The sequence below is a fragment of the Pseudomonas panipatensis genome, from assembly GCF_900099785.1.
GTDB lineage: Bacteria > Pseudomonadota > Gammaproteobacteria > Pseudomonadales > Pseudomonadaceae > Pseudomonas > Pseudomonas panipatensis.
In genome coordinates, this window is the sequence record NZ_FNDS01000002.1 from 590,661 (window position 1) to 612,381 (window position 21,721).

20 protein-coding genes are annotated in these 21,721 nt (G+C 68.8%); 11 read left to right on the forward strand and 9 right to left on the reverse strand.

Features of this window, described 5'->3' with window-relative positions; genetic code table 11:
* Positions 1 to 8: 8 nt before the first annotated feature.
* On the reverse strand, positions 9 to 2,528 hold the full coding sequence (gene hrpB / locus BLQ74_RS06855; RefSeq protein ID WP_090261790.1) for an ATP-dependent helicase HrpB: 2,520 nt from the start codon (positions 2,526 to 2,528) through the stop codon (positions 9 to 11).
* Between the two features lie 208 nt (positions 2,529 to 2,736).
* On the opposite strand from hrpB, the gene BLQ74_RS06860 reads away from it, so the two are divergent.
* From BLQ74_RS06860 to BLQ74_RS06870, 3 genes are read left to right on the forward strand one after another with little or no spacing between them, the layout of a single operon-like run.
* Positions 2,737 to 3,153 carry a polyribonucleotide nucleotidyltransferase gene (locus tag BLQ74_RS06860; RefSeq protein WP_090261791.1) on the forward strand — a complete coding sequence of 139 codons (417 nt, stop codon included), beginning with the start codon at positions 2,737 to 2,739 and terminating at the stop codon, positions 3,151 to 3,153.
* A 1-nt stretch (position 3,154) separates the two neighbouring features.
* Positions 3,155 to 3,670 carry a DinB family protein gene (locus tag BLQ74_RS06865; RefSeq protein ID WP_090261792.1) on the forward strand — a complete coding sequence of 172 codons (516 nt, stop codon included), beginning with the start codon at positions 3,155 to 3,157 and terminating at the stop codon, positions 3,668 to 3,670.
* Complete coding sequence (locus BLQ74_RS06870; protein WP_090261793.1) at positions 3,667 to 4,563, forward strand: cation diffusion facilitator family transporter; 897 nt, start codon at positions 3,667 to 3,669, stop codon at positions 4,561 to 4,563. Before BLQ74_RS06865 ends, BLQ74_RS06870 begins: the two co-directional genes overlap by 4 nt.
* Here BLQ74_RS06870 and BLQ74_RS06875 read toward each other — a convergent pair.
* On the reverse strand, positions 4,556 to 5,881 hold the full coding sequence (locus BLQ74_RS06875; protein ID WP_090261794.1) for a DUF6515 family protein: 1,326 nt from the start codon (positions 5,879 to 5,881) through the stop codon (positions 4,556 to 4,558). The two genes, BLQ74_RS06870 and BLQ74_RS06875, sit on opposite strands and share 8 nt — an antisense overlap.
* Positions 5,882 to 6,326: 445 nt before the next feature.
* On the opposite strand from BLQ74_RS06875, the gene BLQ74_RS06880 reads away from it, so the two are divergent.
* Positions 6,327 to 6,806 (forward strand): Lrp/AsnC family transcriptional regulator, encoded by a 480-nt coding sequence (locus BLQ74_RS06880; RefSeq protein WP_090261795.1) that lies wholly within the window; start codon positions 6,327 to 6,329, stop codon positions 6,804 to 6,806.
* Between the two features lie 266 nt (positions 6,807 to 7,072).
* Positions 7,073 to 7,276: a DUF2788 domain-containing protein gene (locus tag BLQ74_RS06885; protein ID WP_090261796.1), complete on the forward strand. Its 204-nt coding sequence runs from the start codon at positions 7,073 to 7,075 to the stop codon at positions 7,274 to 7,276.
* 50 nt (positions 7,277 to 7,326) lie between these two features.
* Here BLQ74_RS06885 and BLQ74_RS06890 read toward each other — a convergent pair whose 3' ends face one another.
* Complete coding sequence (locus BLQ74_RS06890) at positions 7,327 to 7,956, reverse strand: pseudouridine synthase (RefSeq protein ID WP_090261797.1); 630 nt, start codon at positions 7,954 to 7,956, stop codon at positions 7,327 to 7,329.
* 89 nt (positions 7,957 to 8,045) lie between these two features.
* Between BLQ74_RS06890 and BLQ74_RS06895 the strand changes: the two genes are divergently transcribed.
* Complete coding sequence (locus BLQ74_RS06895) at positions 8,046 to 9,107, forward strand: MBL fold metallo-hydrolase (protein WP_090261798.1); 1,062 nt, start codon at positions 8,046 to 8,048, stop codon at positions 9,105 to 9,107.
* Here the strand turns inward: BLQ74_RS06895 and BLQ74_RS06900 are convergent.
* The 3 genes from BLQ74_RS06900 to amn all read right to left on the reverse strand — a co-directional run bounded on the left by BLQ74_RS06900 (position 9,104) and on the right by amn (position 12,103).
* On the reverse strand, positions 9,104 to 9,667 hold the full coding sequence (locus BLQ74_RS06900) for an SEC-C metal-binding domain-containing protein (RefSeq protein WP_090261799.1): 564 nt from the start codon (positions 9,665 to 9,667) through the stop codon (positions 9,104 to 9,106). The two genes, BLQ74_RS06895 and BLQ74_RS06900, sit on opposite strands and share 4 nt — an antisense overlap.
* Positions 9,668 to 9,778: 111 nt before the next feature.
* Positions 9,779 to 10,543, reverse strand: a complete 765-nt coding sequence (gene deoC, locus BLQ74_RS06905; protein ID WP_090261800.1) for a deoxyribose-phosphate aldolase — start codon at positions 10,541 to 10,543, stop codon at positions 9,779 to 9,781.
* A gap of 84 nt (positions 10,544 to 10,627) precedes the next feature.
* A complete protein-coding gene (gene amn, locus BLQ74_RS06910; protein ID WP_090261801.1) occupies positions 10,628 to 12,103 on the reverse strand; it encodes an AMP nucleosidase in 1,476 nt (491 codons plus the stop codon).
* Between the two features lie 512 nt (positions 12,104 to 12,615).
* On the opposite strand from amn, the gene BLQ74_RS27405 reads away from it, so the two are divergent.
* Entirely contained in the window at positions 12,616 to 13,128 is a 513-nt protein-coding gene (locus tag BLQ74_RS27405; protein WP_170842772.1) for a BRO-N domain-containing protein, read from the forward strand.
* A 49-nt stretch (positions 13,129 to 13,177) separates the two neighbouring features.
* On the opposite strand, the gene BLQ74_RS06920 is transcribed toward BLQ74_RS27405, so the two are convergent.
* From BLQ74_RS06920 to BLQ74_RS06930, 3 genes are all read right to left on the reverse strand, one after another.
* The gene (locus tag BLQ74_RS06920; RefSeq protein ID WP_090261803.1) at positions 13,178 to 14,830 is read right to left on the reverse strand and encodes an acyl-CoA dehydrogenase family protein; all 1,653 of its coding nucleotides are present in this window, start codon (positions 14,828 to 14,830) and stop codon (positions 13,178 to 13,180) included.
* A complete protein-coding gene (locus BLQ74_RS06925; protein WP_090261804.1) occupies positions 14,827 to 15,474 on the reverse strand; it encodes a TetR/AcrR family transcriptional regulator in 648 nt (215 codons plus the stop codon). Before BLQ74_RS06925 ends, BLQ74_RS06920 begins: the two co-directional genes overlap by 4 nt.
* 115 nt (positions 15,475 to 15,589) lie before the next feature.
* On the reverse strand, positions 15,590 to 17,977 hold the full coding sequence (locus tag BLQ74_RS06930) for a hybrid sensor histidine kinase/response regulator (protein ID WP_090261805.1): 2,388 nt from the start codon (positions 17,975 to 17,977) through the stop codon (positions 15,590 to 15,592).
* A 176-nt stretch (positions 17,978 to 18,153) separates the two neighbouring features.
* Here BLQ74_RS06930 and BLQ74_RS06935 point away from each other — a divergent pair, with 176 nt between their 5' ends.
* From BLQ74_RS06935 to BLQ74_RS06950, 4 genes are all read left to right on the forward strand, one after another.
* Positions 18,154 to 18,951 carry a hydroxymethylpyrimidine/phosphomethylpyrimidine kinase gene (locus BLQ74_RS06935; RefSeq protein WP_090261806.1) on the forward strand — a complete coding sequence of 266 codons (798 nt, stop codon included), beginning with the start codon at positions 18,154 to 18,156 and terminating at the stop codon, positions 18,949 to 18,951.
* 21 nt (positions 18,952 to 18,972) lie between these two features.
* On the forward strand, positions 18,973 to 19,593 hold the full coding sequence (gene thiE, locus BLQ74_RS06940) for a thiamine phosphate synthase (protein WP_090261807.1): 621 nt from the start codon (positions 18,973 to 18,975) through the stop codon (positions 19,591 to 19,593).
* A 62-nt stretch (positions 19,594 to 19,655) separates the two neighbouring features.
* Positions 19,656 to 20,939 (forward strand): glutamate-1-semialdehyde 2,1-aminomutase, encoded by a 1,284-nt coding sequence (gene hemL, locus BLQ74_RS06945; RefSeq protein ID WP_090261808.1) that lies wholly within the window; start codon positions 19,656 to 19,658, stop codon positions 20,937 to 20,939.
* A gap of 221 nt (positions 20,940 to 21,160) precedes the next feature.
* On the forward strand, positions 21,161 to 21,706 hold the full coding sequence (locus BLQ74_RS06950) for a tetratricopeptide repeat protein (protein ID WP_090261809.1): 546 nt from the start codon (positions 21,161 to 21,163) through the stop codon (positions 21,704 to 21,706).
* Positions 21,707 to 21,721 lie beyond the last annotated feature (15 nt).

The following is a 21,721-nucleotide window of genomic DNA, read 5'->3' on the forward strand; positions in this document are numbered from 1 at the left end:
GCCCGGCCTCAGGCCTTGCGCGGCTTGGCCCGCGCGGTGGGCTCGGCGATCAGCGGATCGTCCGGCCAGTAGTGCTTCGGGTAACGGCCCTTGAGGTCCTTCTTCACCTCGGCGTAGGTGCTGCGCCAGAAGTTCGCCAGGTCCTGGGTGACCTGCACCGGGCGCTGCGCCGGCGACAGCAGGTGCAGCTTCACCGCCAGGCGCCCGCCGGCGATGCGCGGCGTATCGGCCAGGCCGAACAGTTCCTGCAGGCGCACCGCCAGCACCGGCGGCGACTCCTGGTAATCCAGGCGGATCGACGAGCCGGACGGCACCTGCAAGGTGCGCGGCGCCAGTTCATCGAGGCGCTGCGGCAGCGGCCAGGGCAACAGGCCATGGAGGATGCCGGCCAGCTCCAGGTTGGCGAAGTGCGCCAGGCGCGAAACCTTGCCCAGGTATGGCAGCAACCAGTCCTCCAGGCTGTCGAGCAGCGCCGCGTCGCTGACATCCGGCCACTCGCTCTCGCCCTTGCTGTCCAGATCGAGACGGCGCAGCAGCTTGACCCGCGCCTGCCACTGGCGCAGTTCCGGCGTCCACGCCAGCAGCTCCAGGCCCTTGCGCCGCACCAGGCCGAGCAGCGCCCGGCTGCGCGCCGCTTCGTCGAGATTGGGCAGCGCTTCGCGGCTGAGCACCAGCTCGCCGACGCGGCGCTGGCGCTCGGCGCGCAGCACGCCTTCGCGCTCGTCCCAGTCCAGCTCGTCGCGCTGGCTGACCTGCTCGGCCAGCACGCCGTCGAACAGCGCCGGGTCCAGGGCCGCCGCCAGGTAGATGCGCTCCTCGCGCTGGCCCTGGCGGCTGCCGAGGTCGGCGATCACCAGCCAGGGTTCCTTCATCAGCGCGTCCGGCTCGCTGAACTGGGCGGCGCGGCCGTTGGCCAGGCGGTACTCGCCGCCGCCGTCGCGGCGCTGGCGGGCCACCCGGTCGGGGTAGGCGAAGGCCAGCAGCGCGCCGAGCCAGCGCGGATGATCCGGGTCGGCCACCGGCTCGCTCGCCTGTCCGCGCAGGTAGCCACGGAACTGCCGCGCCAGTTGCCGGATGCGCTGCAGCGCGCCACGGCTGCCGCGCGCGGCCGAGGCCGCGCCGGCGAGCAGGGCGATGCGCTCATGCACATCCGCCCCACCGCCGCGCAGGATGTCGCGCTCGCCAAGCAGCGCGGCGACATCGCACGCCAGCGCGGCGAGGCCAAGCGCCTGGCCGCGCAACAGCAGGTGGGCGATACGCGGATGCGCCGGCAGCTCGGCCATGGCCTGGCCGTGGCCATTGAGCGCGCCCGTGTCCGTCAGCGCGCCGAGCCGCGCCAGCAACTCGCGGGCCTGGGCATAGGCGGCCGCGGGCGGCGCATCGAGCCAGACCAGCTCATCCGGCGCCACGCCCCAGCGCGCCAGTTGCAGGGCCAGCCCGGCGAGGTCGGCCTGAAGGATTTCCGCCGTGCCATAGGCCGGCAGTTGTTCATGCTGCGCCTCCGACCACAGGCGGTAGCAGACGCCCGGTTCCAGGCGCCCGGCACGGCCGGCGCGCTGGGTGGCGGACGCGCGCGAGATGCGCTGGGTTTCCAGGCGCGTCATGGCGCTGCCCGGATCGAAGCGCGGCACCCGCGCCAGGCCGGCATCCACCACCACGCGCACGCCGTCGATGGTCAGGCTGGTCTCGGCGATGTTGGTCGCCAACACCACCTTGCGCTGGCCCGGCGGCGCCGGCTCGATGGCGGCGCGCTGGGCGGAGAGTTCCAGTTCGCCGTGCAACGGGCAGAGCAGCACCTCGTCGCGGCCGGCCAGGGCCTCGCCGAGCTGCTCGGCGACGCGGCGGATCTCGGCTTGGCCGGGGAGGAACACCAGCAGGCTGCCGCCCTCGTCGGCCAGCGCCTGGAGCACCGTCTGCACGACGCGCGGTTCGATGAACTCGCCGGCCTGGAACGGCCGCCCCCAGCGGACATCCACCGGGAACATGCGCCCCTCGCTGCGCACCACCGGCGCCTCGCCAAGCAGCGCGGACAGCCGCTCGCCCTCCAGGGTGGCGGACATCACCAGCACCTTCAGCGGCTCGTCGCGCAGCAGCTCGCGGCCGTTGAGGGTCAGCGCCAGGGCCAGGTCGGCGTCCAGGCTACGCTCATGGAATTCGTCGAAGATCACCAGGCCGACACCGTCCAGCCCCGGATCGTCCTGCAGGCGACGGGTGAGGATGCCTTCGGTGACCACTTCGATGCGCGTCTTCGGGCCGACCTTGCTGTCCAGGCGGATTCGGTAGCCGACGGTCTCGCCGACCTTCTCGCCGAGTTCCGCCGCCAGGCGCTCGGCCGCCGCCCGCGCGGCCAGCCGGCGCGGCTCCAGCATGAGGATGCGCTGCCCGGCCAGCCACGGCTCGTCGAGCAGGGCCAGGGGCACGCGGGTGGTCTTGCCGGCCCCCGGCGGCGCTTCCAGCACGGCCTCGTGGCGCGCGGCCAGGGCCTGGCGCAAAGCGGGAAGCACACTGTCGATGGGAAGGGAATTCATGCCGGCTCCTCATGGCGACCGAACATTCGTCGCTCGATCGCCGTCAATTTCATCCATCCTTAAGCGGACGGAAACAACAAACCTGCGAGTATAACGGCGAACCCGTTCACCTCTGTCGCAGTCCCAGCATGCGCTAGCAGGGGCTAGCGATAGAGGCACCGGCGCCTCGTTGTTATAGTTGCCGGCACCACCCACCAGGAGGTCCTCCATGCGTCTTGCCACTCGAGTTTCCTGCGCCGTACTCAGCGCAACCCTGCTCAGCCAGCTCGCCGCCTGCGGCACCCTGTTCTACCCCGAGCGGCGCGGCCAGATCGACGGCCGCATCGACCCGGCGATCGCCGTGTTCGACGCCATCGGTCTGTTGTTCTACATCATCCCGGGGCTGATTGCCTTCGGCGTAGACTTCGCCACCGGAGCCATCTACCTGCCCGACGCCAAATACTCGGTCGCCCCGGAAAAACTGCACCAGGCGGTCGGCGCCGATGGCCAGGTAGACAAGGCTAAACTCAAAGCGATCATCGAACGCGAGACCGGCCGCGCCCTGCCGCTGGACGACCCACGCCTGATCCAGCGCGTCGGCAACCCGCAGCAACTGGCCAGTCTCGGACTGCCTCTGGAGGGTTGATATGCACGCGGTACTGGGACGCCACCTCGAACGACTGCTCGACTACCACCAATGGGCCCACGAGCGGATTCTCGAAGCCGTCGCGCCCCTGGACGAAGCCGCCTACCGGGCGCCGCGCGGGCTGTTCTTCGGCAGCCTGCACGGCACCCTCAACCACATCGCCGTGGTCGACCGCATCTGGCTCGCCCGCGTCGAAGGCCAGCCCTGGCAGTTCGAACGCCTGGACAGCGAAGCGGCGCCCGACCGCGAAGCCCTGGCTAGCTTCCTCGCCGATGGCGTGGCCGGCTGGCGCCTGTGGCTGAGCCGCCAGGACGAAGCCGACCTCGGCAAGCTGCTCGAGTACCGCAACATGGCCGGCCAGGAGCAGCGGCAAAGCCTGGTCGACGTCGTCCAGCACCTGGTCAACCACGGCACCCACCACCGCGGGCAGATGAGCGCGGCGCTCACCGCCCTCGGCCAGCCGGCGCCGATCCTCGACTACATCTACTTCCTGCCGGGTCGCCTGGACATTCGATGAGCGTAGACGCCCAACGCGCGCGCCTGCTGAGCCTGGCCACCAGCGCCTCGCTCAGCGTGGCGGTCACCCTGGTGGTCACCAAGGCCATCGCCTGGTGGCTCAGCGGTTCGGTGAGCCTGCTCGCCGGTCTCACCGATTCGCTGCTCGACGGCGCCGCCTCGTTGCTCAACCTGCTCGCCGTGCGTTACTCGCTACGCCCGGCGGACGACGACCACCGTTACGGCCACGGCAAGGCGGAATCGCTCTCGGGACTCGGCCAGGCGCTGTTCATCGCGGTCAGCGCGGTGCTCATCGGCACCCAGGCGCTGGACCGCCTGCAGCACCCGGAACCGCTCGGCGCCACCGGCTGGGGCATCCTGGTGATGCTGCTGTCGCTGGCGCTGACCGCCGCCCTGCTAGTGCTGCAAGGCCATGTGATCAAGCGTACCGGCTCACTGGCGGTCTACGCCGACTCGCTGCACTACCGCTCCGACCTGCTGCTCAACACCAGCATCCTGGTGGCGCTGCTCCTGGCGCGCTACGGCTTCCCACGCATGGACGCGGTGTTCGGCCTGGGCATCGCCGGCTACATCCTCTGGAGCGCCGGGCAGATCGCCCGCGAATCGCTGACGGTGCTGATGGACGAGGAACTGCCGCCGGAAGTGGGCGCGCGGATGCTCGAACTGGTCTGCCAGGTGCCCGGAGTGACCGGCGCCCATGACCTGCGCACGCGGGTCTCCGGCGACCGCTGGTTCGTCCAGTTGCACCTGGAACTGCCCGGCGAAATGCGCCTGTCCCAGGCCCACGAACTCTGTGACGAAGCGGTGCTGGCGATCCGCAAGGAGTACCCCCGGGCCGACGTGCTGGTGCATGCCGACCCGCTGGAAGTCGTCGGCAACGAAAGCGTCAGTTGAGGCTGTAGCCGCGCCCGCGCAGGCACGCCGCCAGCGCCCCCCGGTAACTGTCCACCGCCTGTTGCGGCGGCGCGTAGGTGACCATCGCCGGATCAAAACCGCTCTGGCCGACCGCCCAGGCATGGCACTCGTAATGGTCGCGGGCCTGCTGCTCCGGGCTCTGCCCGTAGGCCGGGTAGGCGATCACATCATAGGGATTGGCCAGCGGCGCTTGCTGCACCTGCGGCGGCGGCACCACCTCGAAGGTCTGCGCACTGGCGTCGAACAGGTAATAGGTACCGGCGGCGAGGAAATACAGCATGCTGCCGATCCACACTTGCTCGGCGAAGTCCGGCAGATAGCTCACGCGCACGCCGTAGGGCGGAGCGACCATGACATAGCGCGAACCGTAGGGCCGGTACCAGTAGCCTTCGCTGAAGAAATAGTCGCTGCCACGCCACGGCACCCGGTAATGCCCCGGCGGAACCCGGTCGACCACATGCCCCGGACGCCAATCGGAAGGATGCGGGCCCCAGTTACCGCCATGCTCCGACGGGTGCCACTGGCCCTGATCGCCATGCCAGCGCCCCTGCCATTCACTGGCGAAATTGCCCTGCGGACGGCTCTGCCACTGCGCGCCCTGGTTGAACTGCGCGCGTTCATTCTCCTGCGGGCGGCCTTGCCACTGTCCGCCCTGATTCCCCTGTGGACGGCCTTGCCACTGCCAGCCCTGATTGCCCTGCGGACGGCCCTGCCATTGCCCGCCCTGATGCTCCTGCGGGCGACCTTGCCACTGCCCGCCCTGGTTCTCCTGCGGACGCCCCTGCCATTGCCCGCTCTGATTCCCCTGCGGACGACCCTGCCACTGCCCGCCCTGATGCTCCTGCGGGCGGCCTTGCCACTGCCCGCCCTGGTTCTCCTGCGGACGCCCCTGCCACTGCCCGCCCTGATGCTCCTGCGGGCGGCCTTGCCACTGCCCGCCCTGGTTCTCCTGCGGACGACCCTGCCACTGCCCGGCCTGGTTCCCCTGCGGGCGGCCCTGCATCTGTCCGCCCTGATGCTCCTGCGGGTGACCTTGCCACTGTCCGCCCTGGTTCTCCTGCGGACGGCCTTGCATCTGTCCGCCTTGATGCTCCTGCGGGTGGCCTTGCCACTGCCCGCCCTGGTTCTCCTGCGGACGGCCCTGCATCTGCCCGCCGCCATTGCCTTGCGGACGGCCCTGCCACTGCTGGCCCTGGCCGCCGTGATGATCCGCCCCCTGCCCTTCGGCAAGGGCCTGGCCGGCGATGGCGAGGGAAAGCAGCCCAACGGATGCCAAACGCCAGATACCCGACTTCATGAATGCCTCACAGCGGCCAGCCGGCCGACGGGTTGTGGAACGCATAGCCTGTAGACAGCAGGTGCCGTGGGGCATTGCCGGGCGCTGGGTAAAGTCTGGGTAAAGGTCGCCCAGGCAAATTCCAGGCAAGAAAAAAGGGAGGTCTGAGACCTCCCCTCGGGAAACTCGTCCAGGCTCGTCGCGGTTAGCGCCGGCTCACCTCGCTCCACCTTCTGGGCGGTGCGTAGCCCGGGGGCCGGCGCGACCCTGTGGGGTCGGCGGGCCGCGATGCGCCTGATTGGGCGGATCGCCGTGGACGCGAGTGTCCGGGCCGTGAATCTGGGAGAGATCATACGGGGGAGTTCCCGGCAGCGGATTGCGAAGATTGCTCAGCGAAGCATCGATTGCGCAATAAACCACTAAAAATATATAAACCACAGCAATCGAACAGGAAAACGAGGCACCGATGAACAAGCTGGACCGCTACGACCTGCGAATTCTCGCCGAATTGCAGCGCGACGCGCGCATTTCCAACCAGGAACTGGCCGAGCGCATCGGCCTCTCGCCCTCGCCCTGTTCGCGGCGGGTCAAGCAACTGGAGGACGACGGCTACATCCTGCGCCAGGTGGCCCTGCTGGACAGCAAGAAGCTCGGCCTGAGCCTCACCGCCTTCGTCCTGATCGGCATGGACAGGCACACCCCGGAGCGTTTCGAGCACTTCCAGTCGATCATCGGCCAATGCCCGGAAGTGCTGGAGTGCAGCCTGGTCACCGGGATGGACGCCGACTACCAGCTCAAGGTGATGGTGCCGGACATGGAGCACTACCAGCACTTCCTGCTCGGCACCTTGACGCGCATCGAAGGGGTGACCAGCGTGCGATCCAGCTTCGTCCTGCGCAACATCCTCGACAGCACCGAACTGCCGCTGGAACACCTGCGCAGCTGAGCGCTGTCCTGCGGCAAAACGGCGCACCCACGCAAACGATGCGCTGCCGGAGCGTCGGGAGAAGGCGCGGAAAACCCGATTTTTCCGCGCCGACGCGGCGCTGGCGCGAGTTCCTGAAGCGGGCGGCAGCCCCCGCGACAAATCTTGCGCATTTTCTGAGCGGTACTGATCAGCGACTGTCCGGCCCTTTATAATGCCGCCCTTTGTCGCACCCGCCGGCTGGCCCGGCGGCCCACTGGCATCGCCCGCGCCGGGCAGGAGCTGCAATGAACGAGAGTTTCGAAGACTGGATGATGTATGGGCTGGTCAGCGCCCTGATCCTGTTCATGGCCTTCATCGTCTGGGACCTGGCGAAGAAGTCCAAGGCCGGCCGCATGGGCACCATGGTGCTGTTCTTCGCCCTCGGCCTCGGCGTCTTCGGCTTCCTGGTCAAGTCCATCGTGGTGGCAGGCCTGGAAGGCGGCTTCTAGCCTCCACTGCCGGCCACGGCCAGGCGCCCTCGCCCAGCGCGCCCCGGCACCTACAAGGTCTGGGGCTCGACGTCCCGCCACTGCCCCGGCTGCAAGCCATCCAGGCTCCACGGACCGATGCGCACCCGCACCAGGCGCAGGGTCGGCAGGCCCACCGCGGCGGTCATGCGCCGCACCTGACGATTGCGTCCCTCGCGGATCACCAGCTCCAGCCAGGCCGTCGGCACCGATTTGCGGAACCGCACCGGCGGCACCCGCTCCCAGAGCGACGGCGTGTCGATACGCCGGGCCTCCGCCGGCAGGGTCGGCCCGTCGTTCAAAGTCACGCCGTCGCGCAGGCGCTTCAATTGCGCTTCGTCCGGCTCGCCTTCCACCTGCACCCAATAGGTCTTCGCCAGCTTGTGCTTGGGATCGGCGATGCGCGCCTGCAGGCGGCCGTCGTTGGTCAGCAGCAGCAACCCCTCGCTGTCGCGGTCCAGCCGCCCGGCGGGGTAGACGCCGGGGACCGGCACGTAATCCTTGAGCGTCGCCCGGCCCTCGCTGTCGTTGAACTGGGTGAGCACGTCGAACGGCTTGTTCAGCAGGATCAGCCGTGGCTGTGCCGGCGGTGCCTTGGCGACCCGGCGCGGGGTGGCTGGCGAGGAAGGACGACGAGGAGCGGGGCGCGGCGGACGAGGCATGGGAGACGGCTTGTGCAAGGTAAGCGAGACGTAAGCGTGGCCCGGCATGCTAGGTTGTGCCACAGCCCCACCGCAAGAGCATCCCGACCATGCCCCGCGCCCGTCGCTTCCCCTGGCTGATCACCCTGCGCAACCTCAGCGGCCGCCTCGGCGCGCGCTACCGCGGCCCGCAGTCGGCGAACTTCGACGGCCAGCGCTTCCGCAACCTCGACGCCAAGCCCCACCATGGCTTGCGCGCCTTCCTCAAATGGCAGTTCGCGCGCGGCAAGCAGCAGCCCTGGCGCGACCAGCCCGGCCCGGCGCAAGCACCCGAGGTGCCGGCGCGGGTCGCCGGCGCGGAACTGCGCGTCACCTTCATCAACCACGCCACCCTGCTGATCCAGCATCGCGGCCTGAATATCCTCACCGACCCGCTGTGGGGCGAACGCACCAGCCCGCTGCGTTTCCTCGGGCCGCGCCGCCACCACCCGCCGGGGCTGAGCCTCGACGAGCTGCCGCCAATCGACCTGATCCTGGTCAGCCACAACCATTACGACCACCTGGATATCGGCAGCCTCGACCAACTGGCGCGGCGCTTCCCCCAGGCGCGGGTAGTGACCGGGCTGGGCAACGCCGAACTGATCCGCGCCTGCGGCTTCGTCGATGTGCACGAAATCGACTGGTGGCAAAGCGTGCCGCTGCCGCAAGGCATGCTGCTCACCGGCGTGCCGGCGCAGCACTGGTCGGCACGCTCGCGGCGCGACACCAACCGCACCCTGTGGCTGGGCTTCGTCCTCGAATCAGCGGACGGGCCGCTGCTGTTCCCCGGCGATACCGGACTCGGCCCCGAGTTCGCGCTGATCCGCCAGCGCTTCGGGCCGATGCGCTTCGCCGCGCTGCCGATCGGCGCCTACGCGCCGCGCTGGTTCATGCGCCACCACCACATGGACCCGGACGATGCGGTGAAGGCGCACCGCATCCTCGACTCGCACAGCAGCATGGCGATCCACTTCGGCACCTTCAGGTTGAGCGACGAGGGCCAGTTCGCCCCCATCGAGGACCTGGCCCGCGCGCTGCTCGAACAAGGCGTCGACAGCCAGCGCTTCCGCGCGCCCAAGCCGGGCGAGCACTGGCGGGTCGCGCCGCTGCCGGCCGCCCGCGCGCTCGACTAGCCTTCGCGCACCCGCTTGCTGCAGCAGGTGCGATAACGCCGGCCGCTGCCGCAAGGGCAGCGCGCATCGCCACGGCCGCCGAGTTCCAGCCAGCTTTCCAGGCGCTGGCGCATGCCGGCGCGCATCTCGCGGACCTCGTCATCCAGCGTCGGCCGCAGCAGCTCGCGGCACAGCCAGAGGTAATCCTCCAACAGTTGGTCACGGCTGAGCGCCTGGAACTGTTCCGGCAGCGGCACCCCCTCGTAGCGGCGCGCCGGGTCGGCGAGAAAGGCGATCGCCGCGCCCTTGGGCACGACATTCCACAGGCGCCCCTGGGGATCGCGCCAGCAGGCGCTGAAACGGGCGCGCAGGGCCAGGCCGGGCCACTCCTCCAGGCACCAGCCATCGACGCGCTCGCCGCCCAGGCTGTCCACCGCGCGGCCCACCGAGTACCAGGGTTCGCCGGCCAGGCTTTCCGGCAACGGCAGGGGCGCGGCCACCTCGGGTTCGCCCTGCGCCACCAGGCGGCGAGCGAAACGGCGAAGGGGGTTGCTCAGGTGCGTGGGGGCTTGGAATGGCATGGGATCACCCTGGATGGAGGCCGGCGGCGTTCCGACCGGCTCGCGCCGCGGGGGTTCCCGGCGGCCAAGGGCGAGCATTCTAGGCTCGCCCTTGGCGCCGTCAACGCGCGATCAGGAGACCGGCGACTCGGCGTTGGCCAGGTAGCGCAGCAGGTCGTCGAGCAAGCCGGAATCGGTGAAGCGCAGGTGCTCGGGGCTGACCCATTGCGCGCGCAACAGCGACTCCGCGAGCGCCAGATAGACCTGCGCATCGGCCAGGCCAGGCAGCCCGCCGCAGGCTTTGAAGCCCACCTTGCCGCCGGCCTCGACGATGCATTCGAGTATCACCCGCGCCGCTTCCGGCGTGGCCTGCACGCTCGTCTTGCCGGTGCTGGTCTTGAGGAAATCGGCGCCGCCGGCGAGGGCCTCGCGGCTGGCCGTGCGGATCAGCTCGGGATCGCCCAGCTCGCCGCTTTCGAGAATCACCGTGAGCCGGTGGTACGGCCCGCACAGCGCCTTGCAGGCGCGGATCAGCTCCAGCGCGCCGCTCGGCTGGCCGGCCCGCAGGGCGTGCCAGGGGTAGACCAGTTCGATCTCGTCGGCGCCCTCGGAAAGAGTACGCCGCACCTCGTCCAGCACGTCCTGGCGCGCGCCATCGCCGGCCGGGAAGTTGCACACGCTGGCCACCCGCACCGCGCGGCCGCCCAGGCCGTTCAGGGTGCGCCGGGCGACATGCACGAAGCGCGGCGCCACGCACACCGCGGCCACGTTGCCATAGGGCGTCAGCGCCTGGCGGCAGAGCTGGACGATATGCGGCATGTCATCGCCGCTGTTCAGCGAGGTCAGGTCGAGCAGCGCGAGCACGCGGCCCGCCAGTTTGGCTTGGGGATTGATCATGGCGTCCTCCCGGATCGGCGTTGGGGGCATCCTGCCACAGGCGGTTCCCGCCGATGGCGGGAAGGCCCGTTGCATTGCCGCAGGTCAGCGGAACGGCGGCTCGTCGAAACTGCGCAGCTTGCGCGAGTGCAGCGAGTTGAGCTGGGTGCGCAGCAGATCGACGGCGGCGATGCCGATGGCCAGGTGCTGGCTGACCGCGCGCTGGTAGAACGACGTCGCCGAGCCGGGCAGCTTGATCTCGCTGTGCAGCGGCTTGTCCGACACGCACAGCAAGGTGCCGTAGGGCACCCGCAGGCGATAGCCCTGGGCGGCGATGGTGCCGCTTTCCATGTCCACCGCGATGGCCCGCGCCAGGTTGATCAGCGGTCGTTCCTGGGCCCAGTGCAGTTCCCAGTTGCGGTCGTCGTAGGTAAGCACGGTGCCGGTGCGCAGGCGCCGCTTGAGCTGCTCGCCGCGCTCGCCGGTGACCGCCGCGGCGGCCTCCTGCAAGGCCACCTGGACCTCGGCCAGCGCCGGGATCGGAATGTGCGGCGGCAGCACGCGGTCGAGGATGCCGTCGCGGCGCATGTAAGCGTGGGCCAGCACATAGTCGCCGATGGTCTGCGACTGCCGCAGGCCGCCGCAGTGGCCGATCATCAGCCAGCAGTGCGGGCGCAGCACGGCCAGGTGGTCGGTGATGTTCTTCGCGTTGGACGGGCCGACGCCGATGTTGATCAGGGTGACACCGTCGCCGTCGTTGGCGATCAGGTGATAGGCCGGCATCTGGAAGCGATGCCACTCGACGCCGGCGACGATGGCATTGGCCTCGCCCTCGTCCATGCCGCGCTCGATCACCACGTTGCCCGGCAGCACCATGCGCACGAAGCGCGGGTCGTTGCGCAGGCGCTCCAGGCCCATGTGAATGAACTGATCGACGTAACGGTGGTAGTTGGTCAGCAGAATCCAAGGCTGCACATGGCGCCAGTCGCTGCCGGTGTAATGCACCAGGCGGCGCAGCGAGAAATCCACCCGCGCGGCGTCGAACAGCGCCAGCGGCATGGGGTCGGCGCCCTCCCACTTGTACAGGCCATCGGCGATGCTGTCGGAAGTGGCTGACAGGTCGGTGCTGGGGAACACCCGCGCCAGCTCGGCGGCGGTCACCCCGGAACCGGCCAGCTCGTCGCCGTGCTCCACCACATAGGGATAGGGAATGTTCTGCTGGCTGGGGCCGACGTCGACGCGCACGGTGAAGTCCGCCATCAGCGGCCCCAACTGGTCCAGCAGGTATTTGCGGAAGGCTTCGGGGTGGGTGATGGTGACGCTGTAGTTGCCCGGCGTCTGCACCTTGGCGAAGGCGCGGGTGGTCGAGGGCACTTCGCCCTGGCAGAGATAACTCAGGCGCAGTTGCGGGTAGCGGAACAGCTCGCGCTGGGCAGCATCGGGTTCTTCGCGGTTCTTCAGGTAACGCGAGAGCGCCTGGCTCAGGGCGTCGGTGGCACGCTTGTGCAGGACGGCAAGGCGGTCGACCGCTTCTTCGGCGGTGTGGGCGACGATGAACTCGTCGCCAGGAACGGCATTCATGCTGAGCTTCCTGTCTGAACAGTCGCCTCCATCTTGCCTGCTTCCGGGGCACTTGGGGATGACAGATTTTGCGCACGGTCGCCGGATCGATCCGTCGCCCGACGCTCAGGCGAGAATCCGCGCCGCGGAGGCGGATGACAGACGCTTCGCACGCAACAGGGTGCTGCTTTCATAAATTCGCCGACGGCTTGTCGCTCCCTGTAGGCATCGCCTTGTTTCCCCCCTGCCCGCCGGTAGATTGGCCGGTGCTGCGGTCAATCCCGCAGCCGGGTTTGACGGCCCGACTCCCAGGCGCGACTGCGTCTTCTGACGCATGCAAAGGTAGCGAATACCTTCGCAAGCCTTGGCGCACCTGCGGTTCAGACCGCTACGCTCAATGGCAGGCCGCGCAGGGAGATCGCTTTGTGGTCTGCCGGTTTCACTGGGGCCGGTCCGTCAACCCTGCGTGGTCTGCCACCCTTCGAATGACGGCGACTGGGCGGCAGCTCCTACTCACTCAAGGAGTCCCCCCAATGAACAATGAAGTTCATGCACCCAGTGTGTTCATCCGCTATCAACGCTTCCTGCGCGCCCTGATGCTGGACGACCAACCCTGGTTCGCCGCCCGTGATCTGGGCGCCCTGATGGGCTGCAAGGCGGAGCACTACACAATCCACCGTCTGGACGCCGACCTGCGCCGCCTGGTGCGGCTGCAGACCCACAGCGGCGAAGAAGACGCCTGGCTGGTCAGCGAAGCCGGCTTCTTCATGCTGCTCAGCCGCTACCGCCACCCGGAAAACCGCAGCCTGCGCCAATGGGTCACCCGCGATGTGATCCCCACCCTGCGCAGCACCACCCACCCCGCCCACCACCCGCGCCGCGCCCTGCTGCGCTGGAATAGCAGCGACATCGCCCTGCTGGAATGGCACGACCAGCTCTGGGTCCGCTACGCCGACCTGCCGCAACTGCTCGAACCACACCCCGACCAGCCACCCAAACCCGGCTGGTGGCGGAGCTTGCAAGAGCGCTGGCGAGCCGGCGCCTGATCGACTAAGGGGCGGATAACCGCTCGCGGTTATCCGCCGTTGCGCGTGGTCAGCGGGCCAGGTGCGGCGTCGAGCGGGCCACCAGGGCCTCGACATCGGTGCCGCGCGGCAGGGTGCCGTAGACCCGGCCGCCGCCACCCAGGCGGCTGCCGATGAAGGCGTCGGCGACGGTGGCGTTGCCGGCTTCCAGCAGCAGCTTGGCTTGCAAGGCCACGGCCACGTCTTCGGTGAGCTGGCGGGCGCGGAACTGGATGTCGGCGGTGTCGGCGAAGGCGGCCTTGAGGTTGCCGATGAAGGCTGCCAGGCGGGCGTCGCCGTGGCCGTCGCCGAGTTCGGCGAAGAGCGCGTCGAGCACGCCCGGTTCCTTCGACAGCGCGCGCAAGACGTCCAGGCACTGCACGTTGCCCGAGCCTTCCCAGGTGGAGTTGACCGGCGCCTCGCGGTACAGGCGCGGGAGGATGGTGTCTTCGACGTAGCCGGCGCCGCCCAGGCATTCGGCGGCTTCGTTGATCATCGCCGGGGCGCGTTTGCAGATCCAGTATTTGCCCACGGCGGTGACCAGGCGGGCGAACTTGTCTTCCTGCTCGTTGTGCGCCTGGTCGAGGGCGCGGCCCATGCGCAGGGTCAGCGCCAGGGCGGCTTCGCTTTCCAGCGCCAGGTCGGCGAGGACGTTCTGCATCAGCGGCTGTTCGGCCAGCACGCGGCCGCCGACCTGGCGGTAGGCGCAGTGGTGCGCGGCCTGGGTCAGCGCCTGCCGCATCAGCGCGCTGGAGCCGATCATGCAGTCGAAGCGGGTCAGCGCCACCATCTCGATGATGGTCGGCACGCCGCGGCCTTCCTCGCCGATCATCCAGGCCAGGGCGCCGCGGTATTCCACCTCGCTGGAGGCGTTGGACCAGTTGCCCAGTTTGTTCTTCAGGCGTTGCACGTAGAACTGGTTGCGCGTGCCGTCCGGGCGGTGGCGCGGCAGCAGGAAGCAGCTCAGGCCCTTGTCGGTGTAGGCCAGGGTGAGGAAGGCGTCGCACATGGGCGCCGAGCAGAACCATTTGTGCCCGACCAGTTCGTAGGCCTGGCCCGGACCGGGGATGCCCACCGGGTAGGCGCGCGTGGTGTTGGCGCGCACGTCGGTGCCGCCCTGCTTCTCGGTCATGGCCATGCCGATGGTGACGCCGGCCTTTTGCTCCATCGGCAGGTTGCGCGGGTCGTAGGTGGTGGCGAGGATCTTCGGCAGCCATTTCGCCGCGACGTCCGCTTGCAGCTTCAACGCCGGCACGCTGGCGAAGGTCATGGTCAGCGGGCAGCCGGTGCCGGCTTCGGCCTGGCTGTGCAGGTAGCTCAGGCCGGCGCGGGCGACCTGGGCGCCGGCGCGCGGGTCGGTCCAGGGCATGGACGGGATGCCGTGCTCGATGGCGCTGCGCATCAGCTCATGATAGGCCGGGTGGAATTCCACCAGATCGATGCGGTTGCCGTAGCGATCGTGGCTTTTGAATACCGGCTTGTTTTCGTTGGCCAGGAAGCCGGCGGCCATCAGCGGACCACCGGCCAGGGCGCCGTAGGCATCCAGGCGTTGCTCGGCCCAGCCGCCGTCGTAGCGCCGCAGCCATTCCTGCAGCGGCAGGTCGATGCGGTAGAGGTTGGCGCCATCCAGCGGCGGCACCTGGTTGGTCACTTCGTGGGTTTCGGCGTAGGCATGCACGTTCATGGCTGTTCCTCGGGCAGTGGCGCGCCAATGGCGCAGAGGCAGAACTGAACCAGGGCCTGGCTGACGTGCTCCAGGCTCAGGCTGGCGTGCCCGGCATCGCGGGCGGCACGGGCCGGCGGCGACAGCGGGCCGACCAGGGATTCGGCGATGGCGCCGACCAGGCAGGCGGCGATCAAGGGGGCCGGGAGGGGGCGGAAGCGACCGCTGCGCATGCCCTCTTCGAGCAAGGCGACGAACAGTTCGGCGTAGGCCTCGCGGTAGAGCAGGCGTTGCTCGTCGACTTCGGCGTCGACCGGCTCGGCGATCAGGGCGAACGCCAGGCGCTGGCTGTCCCAGGCGCGCCGGGCGAACTGGCGCAGCCCCTGGGCCAGGCGCTCGGCGGGGTCGCCGGCGGCGCACAGCACCTCGGCCAGGGCATCCACTTCGCGCTGGCTGGCGCGGGCGAAGACCTCGGCGGCCAGTTCGCCCTTGCCGCGGAAGTAGCGGTACAGGCTGCCGGTGGCGATGCCCGCCTCGTCGGCCAGGGTCTGCATGGTCAGCGCGGCGAAGCCGCCGGCGGTGACGCGCGCCAGGGCCAGTTGGAGAATTTGCTCGCGCTGTTCGACGTCCTTCTGCTGGCGCGCTTCGGTCAAACGGTAAGCCATGCTCTGAACCTCGATTCACTGCTTGAAATGCAGTGAATCACGATTCATAGCTTGGTCTAAAGGGCGATTTTCGCCAGAGCCGACGACGCTTTGGCCAGGCGCCGCCGGCAAGGACTCAAACCAAACCGGGGCGGGCCGGCTGGCACAGCAGCCAGTCGTGCAGCAGGGTCTGCAGTTCCTCGAACTTCACCGGCTTGGCCAGGTAGTCACTCATGCCGGCAGCCAGGCAGCGTTCGCGGTCGCCGCTGTGGCTGTGGGCGGTGATCGCCAGCACCGGCAGCTCGGCGCCATGGGGCAGCGCGCGGATCGCCCGGCAGGTGGCGAAGCCGTCCATGACCGGCATCTGGCAGTCCAGCAGCACGGCGTCGATGGCTTCCCGGCGCAGGAGTTCGATGGCCTCCGCGCCGTTGTCGGCGGTGCGCACCCGGTAGCCAAGCTTGAGCAGCATGCCGCGGATCACCAGTTGGTTGATGGCGTTGTCCTCCACCACCAGCACCGTGCACTGCTCGGGGCCGCGCAGCGCCTGGCCACCGGCGCGACGTGGCGGCACGGCGACGCTCTGCGCCGGCTGGCCGAGCAGCAGTTCGAGGCTGAACCGACTGCCGCTGCCGGGGGCCGATTCGTGGTGCAGCTCGCCGCCGAGCAGGGCCGTCAATTTGCGGCACAGCGCCAGGCCGATGCCCAGGCCGCCGTATTCACGGGTCAACGAGCCGTCCAGTTGGTAGAAGCGTTGGTACAGCGAGTCGTCCTTCGGGGTTTCGAAGCCGATGCCCGAGTCCTCTACGTCGATGCTGAGCAGAATCCCGTCGGCCTGGCGGCGGCCACCGACACGCAGGGTCACGCCGCCCTGGTGGGTGAACTTGATGGCGTTGTCGAGCAGGTAGCCCAGGGCCTGGGCCAGCTTGCCGGTGTCGCCTTCGAGGGTATCGGGGAGGCTTTCGTCCAGTTGCAGGACGAAGCGCAGCCCCTTTTCCTCGGCGCGCGGCGCGTATTGCGCGCGCAGGCTGTCGAGCAGGCCGCGCAGGCTGAAGGGTTCGCGCCGCGGGTAGAGCTTGCCGGCGCGCAGTTCGATCAGCGCGAGGATGTCGTTGACCATGCGCATCATGTCGCGCGCCGAGCCGGAGGCGGTCTTCTGGTACTGCGCCAGCTCGATGTCCATCGGCACCGTCTGCATCAGCTCCAGCGAACCGATCACGCCGCTCATGGGGGTGCGCAGCTCATGGGTGACGGTGGCCAGGAACTCATCCTTCAGGCGGTTGCTGTTGGCCAGTTCGAGGTTGAGCTGCTCCAGCTTGCGGCTGGATTCCTGGAGGATCCGCGTGCGTTCTTCCTTCATGGCGTTGATGCGGTCGGCCAGGGCCAGCGACAGCAGCCCGACCTCCAGCGCCGAGCCGATCTGGCTGGCGTACATGGTGAGGAAGACGTTGGGCAGGAAGCCGAGCACCATCAGGGTGTTGACGGTGCCGCCGAGGAGGAAGGCGGTCCAGGCGAAGATGAAGTAGCGCGCCACGCGCATGCCGCGCAGCCAGGCGAGAATGCCGGCGCTGAAGATCACCACCACGAAGGCCAGGGCCAGGTAGGTGGCCAGGCGCAGCGACAGCGCGTAGCTGGCAGAAAGCGCCAGGAGCATGACCAGTGCGCCGATGCCCATCAGCAGCAGCAGGGTGCGGTCGACCCAGGGGCTGTGCTCGCCGGTGTGCAGGAAGCGGCGGGCGAACTGGCAGCCGAACAGCGCCGCCGAACCGATCAGGAAGGGCGTCGAGGCATTGGCCCACCAGGGATTGTTCGGCCAGAAGTACTCGATGCCGGCGCCGTTGACCGAGACCTGGTAGAGGCCGAACGAGGCGATGTAGAGGATGTAATAGAGGTAGCTGGTGTCGCGAACGCTGAGGAAGATGAATAGGTTGTAGAGCATCATCACCAGCAGTACGCCATAGATGATGCCCAGCACGTAGACGTTGCCCGGCTGGCTCTCCATGTAGGCCTTGGGCGACCAGAGCGTCAGCGGCGCCTGGATCGAGCCCTGGCTTTCCAGGCGCAGGTAGGCCCGCAGCGGCTTGCCCGGCTCCAGCTTGAGGTCGAACAGGTAGTTGGTCAGGGCGATCGGCCGGCTGGAGAACGGCAGGGTGTCGCCGGTGCGCTGGGCCAGGCGGTAGCCGCCGGCGCCGTCGGGCAGGTAGAGGTCGAGGCGATCGAGTGGCGGGTAGGCCAGCTCCAGCAGCCAGTGCGCCGGGTCGCTCGATGCCTGCGGGCGGTAATCGAGGTCCAGGCGCAACCAGAACACCGAGCGCGAGTACCCGGCGTTGAGCACGTCGCGGTCGTGGCGGCGGAAGCTGCCGGCCAGCGCCGCCGAGGTGATGTCGGCGATGCCGGCGGTGCCGCGCACATCTTCGAACACGTCGATTTCATGGCCCAGCGGCAGGCGCCCGGTGTGCTCGTCGAAGCTGACCGCTCCGGCCAGCGGCGAGAGAAGAACAAGGATCAGGATCAGCCAATGCCGCATGTCGCCCCGCAAAGCCCGTTTCGGCCACGCCGGGAGCCCCATCCCCCACCCTTGGCGCGCCTCGTGGACGTGATTTTCGAATCGCCGAACTCTAGCACGGCCGGGGCGCGTTCAAGGAGAGGCGCGGCGCCGGCGTGGAACGACGCCCCGGTGGTTTAGTGGTAAGCTCCCGCGCCATGAAAACGCCAAGCTCCCGTCCCGTAGTGCTCTGTCTGTCCGGCCACGACCCGAGTGGCGGCGCCGGTCTGCAGGCCGATATCGAAGCCCTGATCGCCCAAGGCTGCCATGCTGCGCCGACCGTCACCGCGCTGACCGTTCAGGATACCGTCAACGTTTCCGACTTCCGCGTGCTCGACCGCGAGTGGGTACTGGCCCAGGCCAATGCGGTGATCGCCGACCTGCCGGTGGCCGCCGTCAAACTCGGCATGCTCGGCTCGGTGGCGATGGTCGAGACCGTCCTCGAAATCATGCAGTCGCTGCCCGGCGTGCCGCTGGTCTGCGATCCGGTGCTGCGCGCCGGCGGTGGCGGAGCCCTGGGCAAGGACGAGGTCGGCTACGCGATCCGCGAACGCCTGTTCCCGGTCGCCACCATCGCCACGCCCAATCTGCCGGAGGCGCGCATCCTCGCCGAGCTGCCGGAGGGCAGCGCCGACGCGTGCGCCGAGAAGCTGCTGCCGTACATCGAGCACCTGCTGATCACCGGCGGCCACGGTGACGAGTCGGAAGTGCACAACCGCCTTTACAGCCGCGACGGCAGCCGCCATACCTTCACCTGCCAGCGCCTGCCGGGCAGCTACCACGGCTCCGGCTGCACCCTGGCCAGCACCCTCGCCGGCCGCCTGGCCCTGGGCGAAACGCTGGCCAGCGCCGTGCGCAGCGCCCTCGACTACACCTGGCGCACCCTGCGCGATGCCGAGGCCCCCGGCCACGGCCAGTACGTTCCGCGCCGGTTGCCGCTGGACTTCTGTTCCTGATCCATTGCTCGCGAGGCCTTGATGAAACTCCGCGGACTCTACGCCATCACCGACAGCAAGCTGCTCGCCGATGGCCGCCTGCTGCCCTACGTCGAGGCCGCGCTCAAGGGCGGCGCGCGCCTGCTGCAATATCGCGACAAATCCAGCGACGAGTCGCGGCGCCTGCGTGAAGCCGAAGCCCTGCGCAACCTCTGCGAGCGCCACGGCGCGACGCTGATCATCAACGACGACGCCGAACTGGCCGCGCGCCTGGGCGTCAGCGTGCACCTCGGGCAAACCGACGGCTCGCTGGCCGTCGCCCGCGCCCTGCTCGGCCGCCAGGCGATCATCGGCGCCACCTGCCACGGCAGCCTGGAGCTGGCCGAACAGGCAGTCCGCGAAGGCGCCGACTATGTCGCTTTCGGCCGTTTCTTCCAGTCGCTGACCAAGCCCGGCGCCTCCGAGGCCAGCCCGGACCTGCTGGAACAAGCCCGCACCCGCTTCGGCGTACCGCTGGTGGCCATCGGCGGCGTGACCCTGGACAACGCCCCCGAGCTGATCGGCCGAGGCGCCGACCTGCTGGCGGTGATCAACGCACTGTTCGCCGCCGATAGCGCCGCCGAAGTGGAGCGCCGCGCGCGCGCCTTCAGCGCACTGTTCTGAACCCCTTCCACGCCGCCGGCCACCGCCGGCGGCGCCCGTAATCCGTCATTCGAGAGGTCGCCATGTCCCGTTCCGAACTCCTCTTCGCCAACGCCCAGAAGCACATTCCCGGCGGCGTCAACTCGCCGGTGCGCGCTTTCAAGAGCGTCGGCGGCACCCCGCTGTTCTTCAAGCACGCGGAAGGCGCCTACGTGGTGGACGAAGACGACAAGCGCTACGTCGATTACGTGGGTTCCTGGGGCCCGATGATCCTCGGCCACAGCCACCCGGACGTGCTCGATGCGGTGCGCAAGCAACTGGAGCACGGCCTTTCCTATGGCGCGCCGACCGCGCTGGAAGTGGAAATGGCCGACCTGGTCTGCTCGCTGGTGCCGTCCATGGACATGGTGCGCATGGTCAGCTCCGGCACCGAGGCGACCATGAGCGCCATCCGCCTGGCCCGTGGCTACACCGGCCGCGACGACATCATCAAGTTCGAGGGCTGCTACCACGGTCACTCCGACAGCCTGCTGGTGAAGGCCGGCTCCGGCGCCCTGACCTTCGGCGTACCGAACTCCCCCGGCGTGCCGGCGGACTTCGCCAAGCACACCCTGACCCTGCCGTTCAACGACCTCGCCGCGGTCGAGAAAACCCTCGCGGAAGTCGGCCAGAACGTCGCCTGCATCATCGTCGAGCCGGTGGCCGGCAACATGAACTGCGTACCGCCGGCGCCCGGTTTCCTCCAGGGCCTGCGCGCGGCCTGCGACAAGCATGGCGTGGTGCTGATCTTCGACGAGGTGATGACCGGCTTCCGCGTCGCCCTGGGCGGCGCCCAGGCGCTGTACGGCGTCACCCCGGACCTGTCGACCTTCGGCAAGATCATCGGTGGCGGCATGCCGGTGGGCGCCTTCGGCGGCAAGCGCGAGATCATGCAGAAGATCTCCCCGCTGGGCCCGGTCTACCAGGCCGGTACCCTGTCCGGTAACCCGCTGGCCATGGCCGCCGGCCTGACCACCCTGCGCCTGATCAGCCGCCCGGGCTTCCATGACGAGCTGACCGACTACACCAGCCGCATGCTGCAAGGCCTGCAAGAGCGCGCCGATGCCGCCGGCATCCCCTTCGTCACCACCCAGGCGGGCGCCATGTTCGGCCTGTACTTCAGTGGCGCCGACGACATCGTCACCTTCCAGGACGTGATGGCCAGCGATGTCGAACGCTTCAAGCGCTTCTTCCACCTGATGCTCGACGGCGGCATCTACCTCGCTCCCAGCGCCTATGAGGCCGGCTTCACCTCCATCGCCCACGGCGACAGCGAGCTGAAACTGACCCTGGACGCCGCCGAGCGCGCCTTCGCCGCGCTCAAGTAAGCCACCCCGCGTTACCCGCCCGCGGCGCCCTGCCGCGGGCCCTCCGCCCTGCCGAGGCCGCGCCATTCCGTTCGGGAAGGCAGTGCCGTTCGGATAGAAAAAATCGAAAAGACCGTAAAGACTTTGTAAGGAAGCGTCGGCTTATTTCATAATGCGCGGGCTGGCGCTTTTCCGCCGGCCGGGCTTGAAGCCCGCCCCGATTCTGGAGGCTGTTTCTCCCTATGTTCCGCTCCGGTCGCTCCCTGATGCTGGGCAGCCTGTTGCTCCTCTCCCCGCTGCTCGTGCAGGCGGGAGGCAACTCGCTGCTGGTGCCGGCGACCGGCCGCTGCACGCTGAACACGGTTCCCGAACAATTGCAGCAGGCGCTGGCAAGCTGCCAGCAGATCGCCAATGGCGGCGACGCCGAAGCGCAGTTCGAACTGGGCGAGTTCTATTACACCGGCGAGCGCGCCCCGCGTGATTTCCAGGCCGCCCTGCACTGGTATGAGAAAGCCTCGTTGCAAGGCCATGCCCAGGCGCAGTTCCGCCTCGGCACCATGTTCTTCCGCGGCGAAGGGGTGAAGGCCAACAACATCCAGGCCTACATCGTGCTGAAGATGGCCGCGGTGAACGGCGCCGAAGACGCCATGGACAGCGCCGACCTGGTCGCCGAGCAGATGAGCAAGGAAGAACTGGACGTCGCCACCAAGGTGCTCGGACAGATCTTCCGCAACTACCTGATCGAGCTGCAGACCGTCGGCAACACGCCGTTCTCGCCGCTGCCCTGAGGGCGCGAAGGCCGC